This window comes from Marinobacter sp. NFXS11 (assembly GCF_040148675.1).
GTDB lineage: Bacteria > Pseudomonadota > Gammaproteobacteria > Pseudomonadales > Oleiphilaceae > Marinobacter.
In genome coordinates, this window is sequence record NZ_JAGDDV010000002.1 from 281,820 (window position 1) to 302,003 (window position 20,184).

Here is a 20,184-nt window from a genome sequence, read left to right on the forward strand (position 1 = left end):
GACTGTGGTGTTCGACAAAAGTTCCAGAATAGATCGTTTTTTGACCACATTTTCGGGTTTCACTTACAAACCCCGGTGCCGGTGTCGCCCAGTTCATGAAGTGAGGGCCGGTATTTTTCTCTCAGCGCCATAACACGCTCGCGATACGCCGGGGTGAGATAGGGAATTTCCAGGGTGAGCACCTGGTAGATGCCCTGCTTCAGCTCCGTGAGCGTCAGGCAGGCGGATGCCTCGGCTGCATGTGCTGTCTTCAGGAAAGCCATCCAGTTGGTAATCACCAGCCACACGTTCAGCGACATGGCCGATCGGAGATCCTCTTCCTGGGGTTCAATAATGCCCGCCTCCGCCAGCTTCTCGAAGATACGACTGATGGATGCCAGACAGCGGTTGGTGAAATCCCGATAGTCCTGGCGCAGCCTCTGATCACTATCGAGAAGGTATTCCAGATCCCGGTGGAAGAACCGATAACTCCAGAGACCGTCGAAGACCGACTCCAGGTAGAAGGTCATGTCGTCCAGGGTCATCGCCCGGTCTTCCGGAATATCCAGGTAGAAATCCACCAGTTTTTCGTATTCCAGAAAGATCTCGTAAATGATGTCCGACTTGTTCCGAAAATGGTAATACAGGTTGCCCGGCGAGATGGCCAGGTGCGCCGCAATATGGTTGGTCGTGACGTTGCGCTCGCCACGTTCGTTAAAAAGCTCCAGGCTGGAGAGCAGAATTTTGTCTCTTGTCTTCATAGACCCGTCGGCGTTTGTTGTTGTGTCGCTCACAGATGGCCCGATTCGCCACCCGCCTCCGCTTGACTCACTAGAGTATATACTCTAATAATACCCCCAGACGCAAATTGAGTATTTTTTCGCCAGCCTTTCAATATCTGGAATAACAGGTCGCCGACGGACTCTGATCGGCACCAATGAGGAGAAAGCATCATGGGAGCCACTGTCGTCCAGCTCACCGAGAGCAAGAAACAGATCCAGCACACCCACCGCGTGTTTGAGGATCAGAAAAAGGCGTTCCGCAACAATCCGATGCCCTCCCTTGCCGAGCGGCAGGAGAACCTCAAACGCCTCAAGCGGGTTCTGCTCAACAACCAGGACCGGCTTCTGGATGCCATCGACCGGGATTTCAGCTGCCGCTCGAAGGACGAATCCCTGATTGCCGAGGTCATGCCGTCGATCCAGGGCATCAACTACACCCTGAAAAGCCTTAGCGGCTGGATGAAGCCGTCCAGGCGCCACGTCTCCGTGCTGTTCCAGCCCGCCAGCAACAAGGTCCACTACCAGCCTAAGGGTGTGGTTGGCGTGATCGTGCCGTGGAACTACCCTCTGTACCTGGCGGTGGGCCCACTGGTCGCATCCCTGGCAGCGGGCAACCGCACCATGATCAAGATGTCGGAGTACACGCCACACACCTCAGCCCTGTTCAAGGAGCTGATCGAAGCCAGCTTCCCCGAGGACCTGGTCTCGGTTATTAATGGCGAGGCCGACGTGGCTGCGGACTTCTCGTCACGTCCGTTTGATCATCTGCTGTTCACAGGCTCCACATCGGTGGGCAAGCTGGTCATGAAGGCCGCAGCGGAAAACCTGACACCGGTCACCCTGGAGCTGGGAGGCAAATCCCCGGCCGTGGTCTCTCCGGATGTGCCCATGGAAGACGCTGCCCAGAGGATCGCCTTTGGCAAGGCTTTCAATGCCGGCCAGACCTGCGTGGCGCCCGACTACGTCCTTTGCCCCGCTGACCGGGTGCAGTCGTTTGTCGACGAGTTCCGCGCCCGTTTTTCCGAGATGTATCCCAGCCTGCGGGACAATGACGACTTCACCGCCATCATCAATGAGCGGCAGTACGATCGACTGCAAGGCTACCTTGATGACGCCCGGGAGAAAGGCGCCGAGCTGGTGGAGATCAACCCTGCCCGGGAGAATCTGAAGGACGGCACCCGAAAGCTACCCCTGACGCTGGTGCTGAACACCACGCCGGATATGAAGGTGATGCAGGATGAGATCTTTGGTCCGATTCTGCCGATCGTCAGTTACGGCAGCCTGGATGAAGCCATTCATTACATCAATGATCGTCCGCGGCCTCTGGCGCTGTATTTCTTCGGATACGACAAGACCCAGCAGCAGCATGTGGTGGATAACACCCACTCTGGAGGCATGTGCATCAACGATTCCCTGATGCACGTAGCCCAGGATGATCTGCCGTTCGGTGGCATCGGTGATTCCGGCATGGGGCACTATCACGGCCGCGAGGGGTTCCTGACCTTCTCCCATCACCGGGCCATTTTCACCAAGCAGAAATTCAACAGCGGCAAGTTTGTCTATGCGCCCCATGGGACAACTGCGCACAAATTGGTTTACAAGTTCTTTATCCGCTGAGAACTCGGAGTCTGTCGCGGGCTGGTAGCCCCTTCCAAAACACGCCGTGAATACGTCCGTGTAGGCTTGAGCAAAACATCCCTGTTTTGCACAGTTTTGGAAGGGGCTACCAGCCCGCGACGATTCAGCATTTTCCCCGCTATCCAAAAACAATAACGAGAACACACCCATGCAGAAACAGATCCCTGATCCGTCAGGACACCCTCAATTTGCCGATCTCAACCGCCGAAGCTTTCTAAAAACCGGACTTGGCGGTGCCGTGTTTCTGGGCACCGTCAGCGTCACCGCCGGGCTTAGCGGATGCGCCACGCAGCCGGCGGGCCGGCTGAGTGCCGTTGGCACCCGGATGGACGCCAGCTACCAGTTCCGGTTTTTAAACGAGGATGACATTGCGCTGTTCGAGGCCTTGTTGCCCGCCATGATTGGGCCGGGTTTGCCAGAGCAGCCACAGGCCAGAAACCTGGCAATTGCCGGGACTATCGAGCGGATTGATGCCGGCATCCACAAGTTCGGACCAGCTAACCAGAAGGAACTTCGGCAACTGTTTGATCTGCTGAACTTCGGGCTCACCCGGGTGACCGTTGCCCGGGTCTGGTCCAGCTGGCCGAATGTGACAACGGCGGAAGCCGACGCGTTTCTGGAGCGCTGGCGCACCAGCCGCATCGGGCTTTTCAACAATGGCTACATTGCGCTGACCAAGATCAGCAACGTGGCGTTTTTTGGCTATCGGGATTTCTGGCACCTGTCCGGCTATCCCGGACCACCGCAATACGCGGTCGACGCATTGCCACAATTCCAAAACGCCTGATTGCCAGCTGATCTGACGGAGCACAAACATGTCATTGACCGATCGTATTGCCCAGGGCCTGGAATCAGGCTGGAACGTCACCGATAGCGCCCTCCTGACGCAAAACCTGACCGCAGAAGCGGACGTTGTGGTTATCGGAACCGGTGCCGGTGGCGGCACCACCGCCGAGATTCTGGCCCGCAGCGGGTTGTCCGTGATCCTCGTGGAGGAGGGCCGGCTTTACTATCAGAAAGACTTCAAGATGGACGAGCAGACCTCCTATGCCAATCTTTATCAGGAAGGCATGAGCCGGGTGACCCGGGACGGGGCAATCGCCATTTTGCAGGGCCGCTGCGTGGGCGGTTCCACCACGGTAAACTGGACTTCCAGTTTCCGGACACCGGCGCCCACGCTCAATTACTGGGCCGAGCAGTTTGGCCTGGACGAACTTCGGCCGGACGCCATGGCGCCCTGGTTCGATGGCCGGGAAGAACGCCACTCCATGGCCCCGTGGCAGGTCGACCCGAACGTCAACAACGACATCTTGCGCCAGGGCTGCGAAAAACTGGGTTACAGCTGGCAGATCATTCCCCGCAATGTGAAAGGCTGCTGGAACCTGGGCTATTGCGGCGTCGGCTGCCCGACCAACGCCAAACAGGGCGCCCTGATGACCACCATTCCGGGGGCGCTCGATAACAACGCCCGGCTGTTCCACAGCCTGCGCGCCGACCGCCTGGTAATGAACGAGGACCAGATCGACCATCTGGAAGCTTCTGCGTTTGCCGATGATGGCGTCACCCCGACCGGCATCAAGGTCAATCTCAAAGCCAGACACTTCGTGGTCGCCGCCAGCGCCATCGGCAGCCCCGGCCTGTTACTTCGCTCCAACATCCCGGACCCGCACCAGCGGATCGGCAAGCGTTCGTTCATCCATCCGGTCAACGCCACCGTCGCCCAGATGCCTCAGCGCGTCGATCCGTTCTATGGCGCGCCCCAGTCCATCTACTCGGACGAATTCAACTTCCGAAACGGCGTCGACGGCCCGGTTGGTTACAAACTCGAGGTGCCACCGCTGCACCCGGGCATGTCCAGCGGCGTCATACCCGGCCACGGCGAAACCCAGATCAACAACATGGCCGGCCTGCCCCACATGCAGTCCGTCATCGCCCTGCTCCGGGACGGCTTCCACCCCGAAAGCCCCGGCGGAACCGTCTCCCTGCGCGACGACGGCAGCCCGGTACTGGACTACCCGATCAGCGACTATCTCTGGACCGGCATCCGCGAAGCCTTCCACACCATGGCCGAAATCCAGTTCGCCGCCGGCGCCGAAAAAGTCCGCCTGATGCACCTGGACTCCGACTGGTACACCAACTGGACCGACGCCAAAGCAGCCATCAACCAACTCCCCATGGCACCCCATCGGGTCCGCCTGTTCACCGCCCACCAGATGGGCGGCTGCGCCATGGGAAGCAATCCGCAAGATTCGGTCGTCAACGGCTTTGGCGAGCACCACCACGTCAGCAACCTCAGCATCCACGATGCCTCGATCTTCCCCACCAGCATCGGAGCAAACCCGCAACTGTCGGTTTATGCTTTGGCAGCCAGAAACAGCACCAGGCTTGCGCAGAGACTGTCTTGATCAGCCGGCTAACGCTGCCCGTCGGGGAGACTTGCACGGGGATGACAGGGCCGGCTGCAAGGGCTGATCCGGGAATGTGAGAAGCCAGGGATGGCTTCGCTCAAGCGCACATGGGTGAGACAAGCGGTTATGAAGCGAAGCTTCATGCGCAGGCGAACGACAGCAATCTATGATTGCTGGCCGGACCCCGGAGGGGGGCTCGTAGCGTTTCCCGGATCAGCCCTTCCAAGCTGGCACCACCCGCATAGCCAACATGCGTTTACCAATGCCCTGGCCGCCAACTACAGGTGGCAAAAAAATGCTGCTATCCTAGGCTCTTGCAAAGAAAGGAGCTGTGCATGTCCAAAGTCATCTATCCGGGCACCTTCGATCCCATCACCAACGGCCACACCGACCTGATCGAACGGGCCGGCCGAATGTTTGATGAAATCGTCGTCGCCATCGCCTACAACCCCAAGAAACAGCCACTTCTCGACCTCGAAGAACGCTGCGAACTGGTCCGCCAGGCAACCGCGCACCTCCCCAATGTCAGCGTCACCGGCTTCAGCAACCTGCTGGCCGATTTCGTCCGTGAACAGGGCGCCACCGTGATCCTTCGTGGTCTCCGAGCGGTGTCGGACTTCGAATACGAATTCCAGCTGGCCGATATGAACCGCCGGCTCGCGCCGGAAGTGGAAAGCGTGTTCCTGACACCGGCCAACCACCTGTCCTACATCTCCTCCACGCTGATCCGGGAAATTGCATCCCTGGGCGGCGATGTCTCGGAGTTTGTTGATCCGGCGGTAGAGGCTGCCCTGAAAAAGAAATTCAGCTGAACCTGAAATTACAAAAAAAGCCCCGACCAGCGGGGCTTTTTTATGGCACTGAACCAGCGGCGTCAAAGCAACGGCGGCAAAGGAATTTCCACACCGTTCACGTCCAGCACAAGATCCTTCATACTGGCATCAAGCACCAGCCGGTCGCCCTGCCCTACCAGCAACCCCTGTTTAATCAGCGGTGCCAGCTGTAACCGGAATTCCGGGTATTCCTCCGCGAGCGCGACCGGCAGACTGAGATCCATTTCGCCGGTCAACTGCTGCATCACCATCAACATTTCGGCTTTCTGATCCGCCGTCAGCTCCGGATGGGCGATCCGGGCGCTGCCTTCAATCACACCCTCCGGGGTGGTCACGGTCAGCTCTGGAAAACCAACCGAGAATCCGGCTGCTGCCAAATCCCGAACGGCGGCATTCACCTGCTGCATGGCGGCCATCTGCTGCTCAAACTGCTGGGGACCGCCAGACGCCTGAGTGATAGCCAGTGCCTGCATGGATGAAAGACTCTCGGTCAGGTTGCTCCAGGCCGCCACATCCAGCCCCGACAATGCGAACACCAGTCTCTGGGGACCATAACGCTCATCGGCCGTTGAAACGCCAGCGACCTCGAACGTCATTCTTGAATCCAGGCGCTCACCATCGTTGACCGGCTCGCTGCTGCTAAGAACCGAAATCCCCTGAAGCATGAACGGGGCTTCCGCTGCCGGGGTCACAGCAACCGATTCCACCGCAATCTCGCCGGAGCCGGTCCAGACCTCACCGGTCAGATGACTCATGGTTTGCTCGAGGCGGAAATCGCTGACCTGGATATCCAGTTCCGGACCGGACAGGGTTACTCCCGGCCAGACCATCAAGGCATCGGCCTGAGAACCGGCGTCACTGACCTCAATTCGTGCCAAACCGCCACTTGAAGCCAGGGTCTCCCCGGTATCCGGGTCCGTCAAGGTCATCTGGGGCGCTTCGAGTTCGAGAACAGCCGTACCCCAGAGACGGGTTTCCAGGGTCAGCTTCGGCTCCTCGCCGGAGAACCAGTCGGTATCGCCGGCGGCCCAGCCATCCTCGGGCTGGAAATCCATCAGGCTGCCGGTCACGCCATGGGTGACATTGGCCCGATAGGAAAGCTTCTGGGATTCACCGGTTTCCGGATTGATCAGGTTCACCGAACCTCTGAAACGGGCTCCAAGAATACCTCTCTCATAGTTATCCGTTTCCATGCGAAGGAAAGGTTGCGCACCGTTCACCTCCGCTGTTGCCTGGTGCCACTGCTGCTCAGTTACGTATCCCACGACCCAGGGCAAGCCGCCCGCTACAGCCAGCACACCAGCGCCGGCAATCATCCATTTGGTGTTCAAACACTTTCTCCAGTTCGGGAATCAGGTTTTTCCGGTCAGCCGTTCAAGCAACACCAATTGTGAGGCAAGGCGCTCTTCGCCTTCTGCGGGCTGGTTCTGAATGTAACTGCCGTCCGGTTGCAGTACCCAGGACTGGCAGTTGTCGGCCAGGTAGGTATCCAGATCCTCTCTGACACGGGCGGCAAGATCAGGATCGTCCAGGGGGAAAGCGGTTTCCACCCGGCTGAGCAGGTTCCTCTCCATGCCATCGGCACTCGTGCAGTACACATCCGGGCGGCCATTATTGCCGAAATAATACACCCGGGTATGCTCCAGAAAGCGACCGATGATGGATCTTACCCGAATGTTCTCGGAAAGACCTGGCACCTCCGGGCGCAGACAGCAGATACCACGAACGATCAGATCAATCTTCACGCCTGCCTGAGATGCCCGATAAAGTGCCTTGATCAGCTGGATCTCGGTGAGCGCATTGAACTTGAGGATAATCCGGCCTTTTTCCCCATAGCCCGCTTCGCGCTCAATAAGGCTGAGAAGACGCGCATGGAGCGTGAATGGCGAGTGGAAGAGCTTCTTGATCTTCAGTGCCTTGCCCATCCCGGTCAGTTGTTGGAACAGCTTGTTGACGTCATCGCCGATAGACTCATCACAGGTCATGAAACTGTAATCGGTATAAAGACGGGCGTTGCCGGCGTGATAGTTGCCAGTGCCAAGATGCACATAGCGACGCAGACGGCCCTCTTCGCGACGGACAATCAGGATCATCTTGGCGTGAGTCTTGTAACCCACCACACCATAAACCACGATCACCCCGGCCTCCTGGAGCCGACTCGCCAGCTCCAGATTCTCGGCCTCGCTGAACCGGGCACGTAACTCGATAACTGCGGTCACTTCCTTGCCGCGGCGGGCCGCATCCGCCAGCGCCTCGACAATCTCCGAGTCTGCCCCGGTGCGGTAAAGGGTCTGGCGAATCGCCAGAACCTGTGGATCCTTGGCGGCCTGACGCAGCAAGTCCACCACCGGGCTGAAATTCTCGTAGGGATGCAGCAGAAGTATCGGCCGTTTGCGAATCGCATCGAACATCGATTCCTTGCTGCGTATCAGCTTGGGAATCGACGGCGAAAAACCGGAATAGGTGAGGTCCGGACGGTCCACCAGCCCTCCGACCGCCATCAATCGGGTCAGGTTCACCGGGCCATGGACCTGGTAAAGATCGCGCTCGGTCAGACCGAATTCCTTCAGCAGGAACTGAACCAGCTCTTCCGGGCAGTTGTCGGCAACCTCAAGGCGCACGCCGTCGCCAAACCGGCGGCTGAGCAGCTCACCACGCAGGGCCGAGGCCAGGTCTTCCAGATCGTCTTCAAGCTCAAGGTCGGCGTTACGGGTCAGCCGGAACTGATAGCAGCCTTTCACCTCCATGCCGGGGAAAAGCTCGTCGGCATGGGCGTGGATCATGGACGACAGGAAAACCAGGTTTTCGCCACCATTGCAGACATCATCAGGCAGACGGACCAGGCGGGGCAGCGAACGCGGAGCCGGCACAATCGCCATGCCGGTTTCCCGCCCGAAGGCGTCCTTGCCGTCAAGCTCAACAATGAAGTTCAGGCTTTTGTTGACCAGACGTGGGAACGGGTGCGAAGGATCCAACCCGATGGGGCTGACCACTGGCAGGATCTCCTCCTCGAAGTAAGTGCGCACCCACTCCGCCTGCTCTGGCGTCCACTCCCGGCGCCGGACAAAGTGAATGTTCTGCTGTTCCATCTCGGGAATCAGCACATTATTCAGTATGTCATACTGCTCGCGAATGTACTCGTGAGCAACACGGCTGATCTCCGCCAGGGCCTGGTCCGGCATCATGCCATCGGCACCAACGGTCTCACGGCCGTATTTCATCTGCTGCCTTAGACCGGCCACACGGATCTCGAAGAACTCGTCCATGTTGCTGCTGAAAATGCAGCAGAAAATCAGACGATTGATCAACGGGTGGGTCGTATCCAGCGCCTGCTTGAGCACGCGGTAATTGAACTGGAGCTGGCTCAGTTCCCTATTGAAGTAATTTTCATTGGCATCCAGGTTGATCTCCTCGCCAACCGGGGGCACATCCACCGGCGCAGGCACACTCCGGTCATCCCCTGCCGTCTTATTCTTCGCCGTTTCCGTTGTCATGGTTCCTCGATTCCCGTGTGTTCGCCACTGATGGCGAATGATTTTTTGGCCTTATCCGCGCTGACGATCCCGCATCAGTCGGGCCGCGCGCACGGCAAAGTAGGTCAGGATTCCGTCGGCCCCGGCTCTGCGCATGGCCATCAGGCTTTCCATCATCACCGCATTCCCGTCCAGCCAGCCGTTCTGGGCTGCGGCCATGTGCATGGCGTATTCGCCACTGACCTGGTAAACGAACGTCGGTACCCGCAACTCCGTCTTCACCCGGTGCACGATATCGAGATACGGCATACCGGGCTTGATCATCACCATGTCCGCGCCTTCGGCCAGGTCCATCGAGACCTCATGCAATGCCTCGTCTCCGTTGGCCGGATCCATCTGGTAAGTGGCCTTGTTACCCTTGCCGAGATTGGCGGCCGAGCCTACCGCATCGCGGAAAGGCCCGTAATAGCTCGATGCGTACTTGGCAGAATAGGCCAGGATCCGTGTGTTCACATGGCCGCCGTTCTCCAGGGCTTCGCGAATGGCACCAATCCGGCCATCCATCATGTCAGACGGTGCGACCACATCGGCGCCGGCGTCGGCATGGGAGAGCGCCTGATTGACCAGTGCCTCGACAGTCACGTCATTGAGGACATAACCGTCGTTATCGATGATGCCGTCCTGGCCATGAGTGGTGAACGGGTCCAGCGCCACGTCTGTAATCACCCCGAGTTCCGGGTGGGCAGACTTGAGGGCGCGAACTGCTCTCTGCGCCAGGCCATCGGAATCCCAGGCCCCGGAGCCGGAGAGATTTTTCTTCTCGGCCGGAACCACCGGGAACAGAGCGATCGCCGGGATACCCAATTCCACCAGCTCCGCGGCCTGTTCGACCAGAAGATCAATGCTCAGACGCTCCACCCCCGGCATTGAGGGCACCTGTTCCCGCTGGCCCTCACCCTCCAGCACGAACACCGGATAGATCAGGTTGTCCGGCGTGAGCTGGTTTTCCCGAACCAGGCGACGCGAGAAATCGCTGGCCCGGTTACGGCGTAAGCGAGTGGCAGGAAAAGTACGGGGAGTCGGAATCGGCACTGACAACCTCCTGAATGGCTGAACAAAAAGTCTGATGGATCGTCTCGGCATCCGCCGGGCGCCCTTTGAGCATCATACACGGCCGACGCCGCTGGTTGCAGACTCCCTCAGCAGGTTAAGGCGATTAAATGACAGGGCAATTACCGTATCGAATCCAGCGCCTCGGCACGAACCCGTTCGGTTTCATTGAAGTGACTCGCCCTGAGTCGCTCCAGCGCCTGCTGACGCTCCGGCTCGGCGAGCCCGGACGACAACAGCCGATCCCGCTCCTGTGAATAGGCTTGCCAGCGGCGGTCCCAGCTCTTTTGTTCCTCCTCAAGGCGGGCCAGCCTGTCCGCCGCTGCTTCCCCAAAGGCCTCCTGACGCCAGGCATCGAGCGCCCGGGGATCATCCGCCAGCTCCCGGCGAACCTGTTCATAGTCTGCGAACCGCCGGGTCTCCTCCCTGGCCCTGCGGAGCGGCTCCGGCAAGGCAGACTCAGCCTGGCGAAGAGCCTCTAATTTTTGCTCATCGGTCAGGCTGTCATCGCTTGCGATCCTGAGCTTTTCGATCTGGAATCGGTCGACTGCCTCATCGTCGGCAAAAAAAGCGGCGGCGGTATCAGCGTCCAGCCAGGTCCGGCGCAGCGCCTGGATCTCTGCCATCCTGCGCTGCATTTCACCAGCGCCAAGCCCGGATACCTCACCGTAGCTTTGTTCCAGCTCAGAAACCGCCAGTTTGTATTCGAGGTAGTTTCCAAGAGTTGCCAGGGCCTGGGATCTCGCCGGCTCGTCCAGGACCGACAGAGCCGTTTCAATGCGCGCCACCAACTCTTGCAGCGATTCCTCTCCCAGGGCTGACAGGAAATACTCGAACAGCTGCCGCAGATGCGGGGTCGGGATAAGATTGCCAAGCCTGTCCGTCCGGGCCCAACCATCCGGGACCGAGGTGCCTGTCAGCGAGGCCGGCAACTGCTCGGGAACACGGACCGTGGAAGCATTGTTTACCAGGTCGGACGGCGCAGAAGCGCCCTTCTCATTGTTCAGTGGTTTCAGAGGCTCACCAACAGGCGCCGACACGACCGGCTCACCGTCGGCAACCGGGTCTGCCGTCATCAGCCAGAAGCTGGCAACAGCTGCTATGATCAGTAGCAAAACAGGAAAAAGACGAATAGGGGGCTTCATTACCACACGGGAGTCCGGATTACGGGTGACTGGCGATTTGCCCGCGCTAACGGCGCAAAATGATAATGAACGAGGATAAACGACGCTGACAGGTCATACCGAGACAGGGATCAAAAACGGAGCCGGGGCCAAGCGCCCCGGCCTGCCGTCTGAACGTTCAGAGGGAGCGGTTGTTAAAACCCACTTCCACCTTGCGTGGTGTATCAGAACGGAAGGAGGTATCTACTTCCTGGATCCTTCCGCCCTGGCTCAGGAACGCTTCAATGTCTGCCTGCAACTGTGCACGAACGCGGGCACGGCCGGCAATGGAATGGTTGTCGTCACTGTCGCTGGTCCAGCTTCCGGACTGCTCCAGGTTGCTTTCGTCGAATTCACTCATGATCTTTTCTCCATCAACGAAAACAGATGGTCGAGTGCTGCGACCCCGCAGGGAAGCTCACTCCGTATCGACGAACGACCGCCTGCGGCTTCGTCTTGGCGTCTTTATAATCTGCTTTTCGTGACCACGCTATTTATTGGCAACGCCTTTTTTGTAACTTTTTGTAACTATAAACAACCAATTGAATTATATGCGGAAATTTTATATTCCTCTGTAGATTAAAAAATTGACACAAAGAATGAATAGTGATTCACTGCTTATAGGGAGCCCGAATGGCCTATCGAGAAACGGAAAAAATGCGCCAGCGCAAGGCGGAGGCGCGCAAACGGATTGTGGACTGCACCTATCAGTGCGTGGCCGAGGGCGGTTTTCGAAGCGCACGGGTAACCCGGATAGCCGGGCTGGCCGGCGTTGCCACAGGAACTATCTACCGGCATTTCGAGTCCAGAGAGGACCTGTTCGCCGAAATTTTCCGGCTGGCAACTCAGCGGGAAGTCGACAAGGTCGCCGAAGCTCTGGCCTCCGATGGCAGCGCCGCCGAGCGGCTTGAGCAGGCACTCAGACAATTTGCCGAGCGGGCACTGAAAGGCCCGCAAATGGCCTGGTCACTGATCGCCGAGCCGGTGGACCCGAAAGTGGAAGAGGAACGACTGGCGTACCGCAAGGCCTACGCCAACCTGTTCGAGAAGGCGATCCGCGAAGGCATTGATGAAGGATGCGTTCCGGATCAGGACGCCCGCCAGAGCAGTACCTGCCTGGTAGGCGCTATTGCAGAAAGCCTGGTTGGCCCATTGTCACCGACACAGACCAGCGAGGCGGACAGCGCAACAGAAGACAACAATGACCCGCTGGTCAATTCCATCATCCGCTTTTGTATGCAGGGGTTGACCGGCACCAGGAGATAGCTATGAGCGCGCGGCAGCCCCAGCCAGAGATGCCATCAACCGAACAGGAAGATCGCTACCTGGCCGCCACCCACGAGGTCTTCAACCAGCCCCCGGCGCTGGAGAACTACAACCTGTTCGAGCAGGACATTGCCCTGCAGGAAGCCGCTCTCCGCGAAGGTGCCGGCAATGCCGCAGAGGACCTCAGGGCGTTCGGCGCCCTGGCCGGCGCCGCCGAAACCATCGACCTGGGTTTCCGCGCCAACGCCAACAAACCGGTCTTCAACACCCATGACCGGTTCGGCCACCGCATTGACGAAGTGGACTTCCATCCCGCGTACCACGAACTGATGCGGATCGCCTTCGAAAATGGCCTGCACAGCAGTCCCTGGAGCCATCCCGGCCAGGGCGCCCACGTGGCCCGCGCCGCCAAGTATTACATGCACTCCCAGGTGGAGGCTGCCCACTGCTGCCCGGTCACCATGACCTTCGCGGCCATTCCCTCTATTCGGAAACAGCCAGAACTGGCAGCGGACTGGGAAGCGCGCATCCTGGCCGACAGCTATGACTCCCGCAACCTTCCGGACGGCCAGAAACGCTCTGTCACCATCGGCATGGCCATGACTGAAAAGCAGGGCGGCAGCGACGTCCGGGCCAACAGCACCAGAGCCTACCCGATTGGAGCCGTAGGCCCCGGACAGGCCTATGAACTGGTTGGCCACAAATGGTTTGTCTCCGCGCCCATGTGCGATGCCTTCCTGGTACTGGCCCAGACCCCGGCCGGGCTGTCCTGCTTCCTGATGCCCCGCTGGCGCCCGGACGGCACCAAGAACCCCTGGCAGGTCCAGCGTCTCAAGAACAAGATGGGCAACATCGCCAACGCCTCCAGCGAAGCTGAACTGCGCGGCGCACTGGCCTGGATGGTCGGTGAAGAAGGCCGCGGCGTACCCACCATCATCGAAATGGTCGCCATGACCCGCTTCGACTGCATGATCGGCAGCTCCGCCGGCATGCGTCAGGCCATCGCCCAGGCCAGCCATCATTGCCGTCACCGCAGTGCCTTCGGCAACCGTTTGATCGAACAGCCGTTGATGCAGAACGTCCTGGCCGACCTGGCTCTGGAAAGTGAAGCGGCACTGGCCTATACCATGCGCATTGCCCGCGCCCTGGACAATCAGGACAAGGAACACGAACGCCTCCTGGCTCGCCTGGCCACCCCGGTGGGCAAATACTGGATCTGCAAGCGCACCCCGAACCATGCCTACGAAGCCATGGAATGCATCGGCGGCAGCGGCGTGATGGAAGACTGCATCATGCCCCGCCTGTTCCGGGAATCGCCAGTCAACGCCATCTGGGAAGGCAGCGGCAACGTCCAGTGCCTGGACACCCTGCGCGCCCTGCAAAAAGAGCCCGAAACCCTCGACGCCTTCTTCCGGGAAGCCGCCGAAGCCAAAGGCGCCGACCGCCGCTTCGATCAGTTCCTGGCGCAGCTGCAACACGACTTCGCCGACATCAGCGATTTCCAGTACCGCGCCCGTAACCTGGTCGACCGCATGGCCCTGGCCCTGCAGGGCTCCCTGCTGCTCCGCCACTCGGATGCCGCCGTGGCCGACGCCTTCTGCGCCTCCCGCCTGCAATCCGGCGGCGGCATGAACTACGGCAACCTGCCTTCGGGCACCGATCCCGCTGCCATTATCAAACGGGCGACGCCTGTAGTAGGCTAGAATCGGCGTCTGCCGGGCCACGAACGCTTCGATCTGGCGGACCCCAACTGAACTGTTCGCGAACCGGCGGGGGCAGACTCTCCAAAACTGTGCGGAGCCATGGATGGCGGAGCCCAAGCGCCACAGGGATGTGCCGCAAGGAGCGTGTTTTGGAGAGTCTACCCTCGCCGGTTCCAGCACCAAAGCCGGAACCAGACATGTCAGAAGCCCTGAGAAAACTCCTGCGGGAAGGCCAAAAGCCCCAGCAGCCGGTCATCACGCCCCACGTAGGCGTCCTGACCCTGCACTTCCAGCTCTACGGCTGCGACGACCTCAAAGCCAAGCGCAAAGTCTTCACCGCCCTGAAGGCCGTCTGGGGCAAAGAGCCCGACCTGGCCGTTGCCGAAACCGCCGACCTGGAGGCCCTCGACTGCGCCACCTGGACCATCGCCGCCCTGGGCACCTCCTCCCAGCAGATTACCCAACGCCTGGACCAGATTGAAAAAGCCATCGAAGAACGGGTGGATGCTGCCATACTGGATATACACCGGGAAATACTCTGACCGGGACGCAATAACCCGAGCCGGGGCCGTGTGGCGTAACCTGTCGTCAGGCCGTATACTACGCCCCCTCAGGGATGCCAGTGCACCTGCCACAAGCAGGTGACCAGAAACTAACGCCGGACATGAATGCCGGCCGTATCCGCAGGGCATCCGGAACCGGCCCTTCGGATGACCACTGAATGTGAGTGGCGCCTATGACCGGAAAGAAAAAATCCGCACAGGCCTCGGTTGAGGCCATGTATCGCGTGTTCACGGTGCCCGAGGCACCGGAATCCACGCTGAGCCGGATTGACCAGAACATCTCCCGCAATCTTGCAGGCTTCCTGCAGGAACACATCGTTGCGGTTGAACGGGACCTCTCGGATGTGGAGAAAGACTTCTCCGACTACAGCATCCCCGAGAAGCCCGTCTTCGTGTCTGAACAGGCCCAGTTCCTGCTCGACAAACTGGTGGCAAACTCCGTTCACACCGCCTCGCCGGCCTTTATCGGGCACATGACCTCAGCGCTGCCGTATTTCATGCTGCCGCTGTCGAAAATCATGATTGCCCTGAACCAGAACCTCGTCAAAACAGAAACATCCAAGGCGTTTACCCCCATGGAGCGCCAGGTGCTGGGCATGATTCACCGGCTGGTATACCAGGAAGACGGCGCCTTCTACCGCAAGTGGATGCACGACCCCCGCTACGCCCTGGGCGCCATGTGCTCTGGTGGTACAGTCGCCAACCTAACCGCCCTGTGGGTTGCCCGCAACCGAGCCTTCCCGGCCGAGGGAAGCTTCCGCGGACTGCACCAGGAAGGCCTGTTCCGGGCGCTGAAATACTACGGCTACGAAGGCGCCGCCATCGTCGTCTCGCGCCGCGGCCATTATTCCCTGCGCAAAGCCGCTGACGTACTCGGCCTGGGCCGGGAATCCCTGATTCCGGTGGATACCGACGACGAAAACCGCATCAACACCGATGCCCTGCGGGACAAGTGCCTGGAACTGCAGCGTCAGAAGATCAAGGTCATGGCCATCTGCGGCGTGGCGGGCACTACCGAAACCGGTAACGTCGACCCCCTGGACGCCATGGCCGACATCGCCCGGGAATTCGGCGCCCACTTCCACGTGGATGCCGCCTGGGGCGGGCCGACCCTGTTCTCCCGCACCTACAAACACTTGCTGCGCGGCATCGAGAAGGCAGATTCCGTCACTTTCGACGCGCACAAGCAGCTCTATGTGCCCATGGGCGTGGGCCTGGTCGTATTCCGCGACCCGAGCCTCGCCAGTGCGGTGGAACACCACGCCCAGTACATCATCCGTAAAGGCTCCCGAGATCTTGGCAGCACAACCCTCGAAGGCTCACGGCCCGGCATGTCCATGCTGATCCATTCGGGCCTGAAAATCCTGGCCAGAGAAGGCTACGAGATTCTGATCGACCAGGGCATCGACAAAGCCAAGACCTTCGCGGAAATGATCGAAGCGGAGCCGGATTTCGAACTGGTCACGAGACCGGAACTGAACATCCTGACCTACCGCTACTGCCCGGAAAACGTTCAGGAAGCCCTGGCCTGCGCCGATCCACTGCAGGCAGAAAAGCTCAACACCTGCCTGAACCGGATCACCAAGTTCATCCAGAAAACCCAGCGGGAACGGGGCAAGGCCTTCGTGTCACGGACCCGACTGGAGCCGGCCCGTTACTACAACTTCCCGTGCATCGTTTTCCGGGTGGTACTGGCCAACCCTCTGACCACCAAAGAAATCCTGGCAGACATCCTTTCGGAACAGAGAGAGTTGTCCCGGGATGAAGGGATCGAGGATGAGATCAGCATTCTCCATCAGATGGCAGATGCTGTATTAAAACAGGCGCAGCCAAACGCCAGACAGGCTTGAAAACGGCGGCAAACACTGGAGCCTGAAGTCGGCTGGGGGGACGTTTCAAAAACTGTGCGGAGCCAGGGATGGCGGAGCCAAGCGTACAGGGACGTATTCACAGCGTGTTTTTGAAACGTCCCGCCAGCCGGCTCCTCTCCCGAGGTTTCAGGCCAAGAGCCTGGAATAGATCAGTAAAGCGCCTCTTCATCATCCAGAACATCATGGATGATATCCAGGAACATCTTGTCTGCCTCACTCCAGTTCTCCGGAATCCGGATATTGGTGCTGGCACTGATTTCCTGCGCAATCAGCTCCTCGGCATTTGGCTGACCCCGGTGTTTGCGAGCAATCTCCATGGACTTGACGGCAATGGTCGGGTCGCTCAAAACCTTCTTGATGAAGGTCCTCAGCTCATTAATCATCTTCGCCTGACGGCCTTCAACGGATGAACTCATACTTCACTCCACGGACAAATAGGCTTGAGGGGTGAAACACCCCTTTTTACAGATAGTATGACCAAACTCGGTTTATACAACCAGCCCGGTCAGATCAACAAGCCTCGCAGGGTGAAGAACAGAATCGCAGCCATAATGGCCGATGCCGGTACGGTGATGATCCAGGCTGCGGCAATGCGCACCAGATGCGAACGTTTCACCAGCTCTTCCCGGTAGATCTTCTTCAGGCGTTTACGCTCGGACTTGGACAGAGGGACCTGCTTTTTCTTCTTGGCCCGCTTGAGCAGATTCTCCATTTCCTCAACCGACGCGTTGCGGAAATCATCCAGGAACGGCTTCAGACGCTCCTGCTCGGCAGGATCATGGTGCTCCATGATCTTGTGAAGCTGGGTTGCATAGTTGGACTTCAGGTACTCCCGAAGGAAGCCAACGCCGAACACCCCACCAATCGCGATATGGGTGGAGCTGACCGGCAGGCCAAGCTGAGACGCAAGGATCACCGTGAGCGCTGCCGAAAGCGCGATACAGAACGCCCGGGTTTTATCCAGTTCAGTGATTTCACTGCCGACAGTCTTGATCAGGCGAGGGCCGAACAGCATCAGGCCAACGGCCAGACCCAGGGCACCCACCATCATCACCCACAGGGGAATGTTCGCTGACATAACCACCGAATCAGCAGAGAGGGCGTCGTTAATCGCGGCCAGTGGACCAATGGCGTTGGCCACGTCGTTGGCGCCGTGGGCGAAACTCAGCAGCGCCGCGGCAAAGATCAGCGGCCAGGTGAACAGGGTGTTTACCCCGGCGGAGCTGTTTTCCATGGTCGAGGCCATGCGACCCACCAGGGTACGCATGACAAAGAACACCACGGCGGCGGCAGCGAGGCCGATCAGAGTCGCTTCCATGAAATCGACTTTGACGATTTTCTTGACGCCCTTGATCATCAAATAGGTGCCGAAAGCCCAGGCCATAATTGCGACCAGCCATGGCACGAACGTTCGGGCGGCCGGAATGACCTCCTTGCGATAAAGCACGGTCTTCTTGATCGCGAACAGGAACAGGGCCGCCAGCGCACCACCAAGAACCGGGGAAATCACCCAGCTGGCGGCAATCTTGCCCATCACTGCCCAGTCGGCGATACCCCAGCCGCCGGCAGCGATACCGGCGCCGAGAACACCCCCAACGATAGAGTGCGTCGTGGAAACCGGTGCTCCCATCCAGGTGGCCAGATTCAACCAGAGCGCACCCGCCAGCAAGGCTGCGGTCATCAACCAGACAAAAGCCCGGCCTTCTTCAAGGCTCGAGGGATCGATGATGCCGCCCTTGATGGTGGAAACCACATCACCGCCGGCAATGATTGCGCCGCTTGCTTCAAAAATGGCGGCAATCACCACGGCCGCACCCAGGGACAGGGCCCCGGAGCCAACAGCAGGCCCTACGTTGTTGGCAACGTCATTGGCGCCGATATTGATCGCCATGTAACCGCCAATGACCGCAGCGGCCATCAGCAGCATACTATTGGGCATTCCCTGACTGAAAGATCCGACAGTCAGCCACACGCCAAGTAGGAAAAGCAGGCTGATGCCGACCCTGTATCGTTCCGTGGTAGGGCTGGTGAGAAGGGTATCCAGTAATCCGCTCGAACGGGCCATAACAGCTCAGGTCTCGTTTAGTCTGTGGGGATTGGGGGCGAGCTCTGTCGCGCGGCAACTATAAAATTTTTGACATGAAAATGAAATAAAACGGCCACATTTCACACAAAGTAAACACATCACAGACGGAACTGCAAAAATTCACTAAATTGACCCATAATTCCGGCGATCAGCGTCAAAATTATAAAAATAGCAAACAAGGTCTCCATGCCCCATCCAACTTCCTCCGGGCAGCGCGCTGCCGGCGAACGGGAAGATGCCCAGGTCTCGCGACTTCTGACCTGGTTGTCTGCAACCGCCATTGGTTTCCTGATTGGCATCGGCGCCAAGGCCTGGTTTGCCGGCCACACAACCCATGCCTGGGTGCTCTGGTCTTTTATCGGCCTGATTGCCCTGAACATGCTTTACTTTGCAAGTACCGGAAACCGTGCCCGCCAGAAAGCGGGGATGATCCTGATTGTTGGGCTGCTGTTCACCTACCTGATCGCCTCCGGCGGCGAGAGCAACACCGGACCGCTCTGGTTTTATGTCTTCCCCCCTCTCCTGTTTTATCTGACCGATCTCAAAACCGGCACGGCGGTTCTGCTGTTCTGCTACCTGGTTGCCGTAGTGGTATTCCAGTTTCCCGGCCTTCCGCTGGTATCCACGGAATACAGCATGGATTTCAAGATCCGGTTTTTCGCGGCCCTGACCTTCGAATCCATTTTCTGCTTCGTGCTTGAAGCCAGCCGCCTGAAGGCACGCAATGAACTTCTCACCCTCGCTGAAACCCATGAACATGCAGCACGAACAGACGAACTCACCAGGCTTGCCAACCGGCGCGACATGCAGAATCGTCTGGCCATGGAGTTTTCCCGGTACCAACGTTCCGGCCACCACTTCTCCATTGCCCTGATCGATCTGGACCTGTTCAAACAGATCAACGACCAGTTCGGCCACGATGCCGGTGATGACGTCCTCCGCGAGTTCGCCGGACTGATGAGAACGGTGATCCGGCAGGCGGATGTCGCAGCCCGATGGGGCGGTGAGGAATTTCTGATCTTGTTGCCGGATACCTCCCTGCTGCAGGCGCTGACCCTGGCAGAGCGGTTGCGTTCTGACGTGTCCAGGCACTCGTTCCGGTTCAGGGATCAGGCGTTGCCGGTGACCATCAGTGCCGGCGTCTGCTCCATTGCCAAGGCCAGATCATTGGACGATCTGCTCAAACAGGCCGACCTGCATCTCTACAATGCCAAGGAATCCGGACGTAACCGGATAGCACCCCGGGTTCGTAGCCAGGAAAGCGAGCCCTCACCTACTCCCTCAACTTGAGGCAGCAAAGCACTCCCGC

The 20,184-nt window shown here is 59.1% G+C and carries 17 protein-coding genes; 9 read left to right on the plus strand and 8 right to left on the minus strand.

The genetic code is table 11. From position 1 onward, the window contains the following. Positions 1-59: 59 nt before the first annotated feature. Positions 60-740, minus strand: coding sequence for a TetR/AcrR family transcriptional regulator (locus J3362_RS10440; RefSeq protein ID WP_219120837.1), 681 nt, complete (start codon positions 738-740; stop codon positions 60-62). 192 nt (positions 741-932) lie between these two features. On the opposite strand from J3362_RS10440, the gene J3362_RS10445 reads away from it, so the two are divergent. From J3362_RS10445 to coaD, 4 genes are all read left to right on the plus strand, one after another. Further along, the gene (locus tag J3362_RS10445) at positions 933-2,378 is read left to right on the plus strand and encodes a coniferyl aldehyde dehydrogenase (RefSeq protein ID WP_349519554.1); all 1,446 of its coding nucleotides are present in this window, start codon (positions 933-935) and stop codon (positions 2,376-2,378) included. Between the two features lie 169 nt (positions 2,379-2,547). Then, a complete protein-coding gene (locus J3362_RS10450) occupies positions 2,548-3,186 on the plus strand; it encodes a hypothetical protein (protein WP_349519556.1) in 639 nt (212 codons plus the stop codon). Positions 3,187-3,214: 28 nt separating this feature from the next. Next, a complete protein-coding gene (locus tag J3362_RS10455) occupies positions 3,215-4,804 on the plus strand; it encodes a GMC family oxidoreductase N-terminal domain-containing protein (protein WP_349519557.1) in 1,590 nt (529 codons plus the stop codon). A 338-nt stretch (positions 4,805-5,142) separates the two neighbouring features. Next, the gene (gene coaD / locus J3362_RS10460) at positions 5,143-5,619 is read left to right on the plus strand and encodes a pantetheine-phosphate adenylyltransferase (protein ID WP_008173494.1); all 477 of its coding nucleotides are present in this window, start codon (positions 5,143-5,145) and stop codon (positions 5,617-5,619) included. Positions 5,620-5,681: 62 nt separating this feature from the next. Here coaD and J3362_RS10465 read toward each other — a convergent pair whose 3' ends face one another. The 5 genes from J3362_RS10465 to J3362_RS10485 all read right to left on the minus strand — a co-directional run bounded on the left by J3362_RS10465 (position 5,682) and on the right by J3362_RS10485 (position 11,747). Next, positions 5,682-6,971 (minus strand): DUF945 family protein, encoded by a 1,290-nt coding sequence (locus J3362_RS10465; protein ID WP_349519559.1) that lies wholly within the window; start codon positions 6,969-6,971, stop codon positions 5,682-5,684. Between the two features lie 21 nt (positions 6,972-6,992). Further along, positions 6,993-9,134: a polyphosphate kinase 1 gene (gene ppk1, locus J3362_RS10470; protein ID WP_349519561.1), complete on the minus strand. Its 2,142-nt coding sequence runs from the start codon at positions 9,132-9,134 to the stop codon at positions 6,993-6,995. 51 nt (positions 9,135-9,185) lie between these two features. After that, the gene (gene hemB, locus J3362_RS10475) at positions 9,186-10,205 is read right to left on the minus strand and encodes a porphobilinogen synthase (protein ID WP_349519563.1); all 1,020 of its coding nucleotides are present in this window, start codon (positions 10,203-10,205) and stop codon (positions 9,186-9,188) included. Between the two features lie 140 nt (positions 10,206-10,345). Beyond that, positions 10,346-11,368 (minus strand): lipase secretion chaperone, encoded by a 1,023-nt coding sequence (locus tag J3362_RS10480; RefSeq protein ID WP_349519565.1) that lies wholly within the window; start codon positions 11,366-11,368, stop codon positions 10,346-10,348. A gap of 157 nt (positions 11,369-11,525) precedes the next feature. Continuing rightward, on the minus strand, positions 11,526-11,747 hold the full coding sequence (locus J3362_RS10485) for a hypothetical protein (RefSeq protein WP_008173503.1): 222 nt from the start codon (positions 11,745-11,747) through the stop codon (positions 11,526-11,528). A 272-nt stretch (positions 11,748-12,019) separates the two neighbouring features. Between J3362_RS10485 and J3362_RS10490 the strand changes: the two genes are divergently transcribed. From J3362_RS10490 to panP, 4 genes are all read left to right on the plus strand, one after another. After that, positions 12,020-12,652 carry a TetR/AcrR family transcriptional regulator gene (locus J3362_RS10490; protein ID WP_349519567.1) on the plus strand — a complete coding sequence of 211 codons (633 nt, stop codon included), beginning with the start codon at positions 12,020-12,022 and terminating at the stop codon, positions 12,650-12,652. 2 nt (positions 12,653-12,654) lie between these two features. After that, positions 12,655-14,355, plus strand: a complete 1,701-nt coding sequence (locus tag J3362_RS10495) for an isovaleryl-CoA dehydrogenase (RefSeq protein ID WP_349519569.1) — start codon at positions 12,655-12,657, stop codon at positions 14,353-14,355. 197 nt (positions 14,356-14,552) lie between these two features. Then, on the plus strand, positions 14,553-14,897 hold the full coding sequence (locus tag J3362_RS10500) for a DUF503 domain-containing protein (RefSeq protein ID WP_349519570.1): 345 nt from the start codon (positions 14,553-14,555) through the stop codon (positions 14,895-14,897). A gap of 194 nt (positions 14,898-15,091) precedes the next feature. Then, complete coding sequence (gene panP, locus J3362_RS10505; RefSeq protein WP_349519572.1) at positions 15,092-16,768, plus strand: pyridoxal-dependent aspartate 1-decarboxylase PanP; 1,677 nt, start codon at positions 15,092-15,094, stop codon at positions 16,766-16,768. Between the two features lie 170 nt (positions 16,769-16,938). Here the strand turns inward: panP and J3362_RS10510 are convergent, their stop codons facing one another. Together J3362_RS10510 and J3362_RS10515 are read right to left on the minus strand one after the other, a co-directional pair. Beyond that, a complete protein-coding gene (locus J3362_RS10510) occupies positions 16,939-17,205 on the minus strand; it encodes a hypothetical protein (RefSeq protein ID WP_008173512.1) in 267 nt (88 codons plus the stop codon). Between the two features lie 89 nt (positions 17,206-17,294). Beyond that, positions 17,295-18,854: an inorganic phosphate transporter gene (locus J3362_RS10515; RefSeq protein WP_349519574.1), complete on the minus strand. Its 1,560-nt coding sequence runs from the start codon at positions 18,852-18,854 to the stop codon at positions 17,295-17,297. A gap of 207 nt (positions 18,855-19,061) precedes the next feature. Here J3362_RS10515 and J3362_RS10520 point away from each other — a divergent pair, with 207 nt between their 5' ends. Continuing rightward, complete coding sequence (locus tag J3362_RS10520) at positions 19,062-20,165, plus strand: GGDEF domain-containing protein (protein WP_349519576.1); 1,104 nt, start codon at positions 19,062-19,064, stop codon at positions 20,163-20,165. Positions 20,166-20,184: the final 19 nt, after the last annotated feature.

What these genes read in the sequence shown, in the direction of transcription:
- J3362_RS10440 (WP_219120837.1), bottom strand. Translation starts at nt 740, where the DNA reads ATGAAGACAAGAGACAAAATTCTGCTCTCCAGCCTGGAGCTTTTTAAC.
- J3362_RS10445 (WP_349519554.1), top strand. Translation starts at nt 933, where the DNA reads ATGGGAGCCACTGTCGTCCAGCTCACCGAGAGCAAGAAACAGATCCAG.
- J3362_RS10450 (WP_349519556.1), top strand. Translation starts at nt 2,548, where the DNA reads ATGCAGAAACAGATCCCTGATCCGTCAGGACACCCTCAATTTGCCGAT.
- J3362_RS10455 (WP_349519557.1), top strand. Translation starts at nt 3,215, where the DNA reads ATGTCATTGACCGATCGTATTGCCCAGGGCCTGGAATCAGGCTGGAAC.
- coaD (WP_008173494.1), top strand. Translation starts at nt 5,143, where the DNA reads ATGTCCAAAGTCATCTATCCGGGCACCTTCGATCCCATCACCAACGGC.
- ppk1 (WP_349519561.1), bottom strand. Translation starts at nt 9,134, where the DNA reads ATGACAACGGAAACGGCGAAGAATAAGACGGCAGGGGATGACCGGAGT.
- J3362_RS10480 (WP_349519565.1), bottom strand. Translation starts at nt 11,368, where the DNA reads ATGAAGCCCCCTATTCGTCTTTTTCCTGTTTTGCTACTGATCATAGCA.
- J3362_RS10485 (WP_008173503.1), bottom strand. Translation starts at nt 11,747, where the DNA reads ATGAGTGAATTCGACGAAAGCAACCTGGAGCAGTCCGGAAGCTGGACC.
- J3362_RS10490 (WP_349519567.1), top strand. Translation starts at nt 12,020, where the DNA reads ATGGCCTATCGAGAAACGGAAAAAATGCGCCAGCGCAAGGCGGAGGCG.
- J3362_RS10495 (WP_349519569.1), top strand. Translation starts at nt 12,655, where the DNA reads ATGAGCGCGCGGCAGCCCCAGCCAGAGATGCCATCAACCGAACAGGAA.
- J3362_RS10500 (WP_349519570.1), top strand. Translation starts at nt 14,553, where the DNA reads ATGTCAGAAGCCCTGAGAAAACTCCTGCGGGAAGGCCAAAAGCCCCAG.
- panP (WP_349519572.1), top strand. Translation starts at nt 15,092, where the DNA reads ATGACCGGAAAGAAAAAATCCGCACAGGCCTCGGTTGAGGCCATGTAT.
- J3362_RS10510 (WP_008173512.1), bottom strand. Translation starts at nt 17,205, where the DNA reads ATGAGTTCATCCGTTGAAGGCCGTCAGGCGAAGATGATTAATGAGCTG.
- J3362_RS10515 (WP_349519574.1), bottom strand. Translation starts at nt 18,854, where the DNA reads ATGGCCCGTTCGAGCGGATTACTGGATACCCTTCTCACCAGCCCTACC.
- J3362_RS10520 (WP_349519576.1), top strand. Translation starts at nt 19,062, where the DNA reads ATGCCCCATCCAACTTCCTCCGGGCAGCGCGCTGCCGGCGAACGGGAA.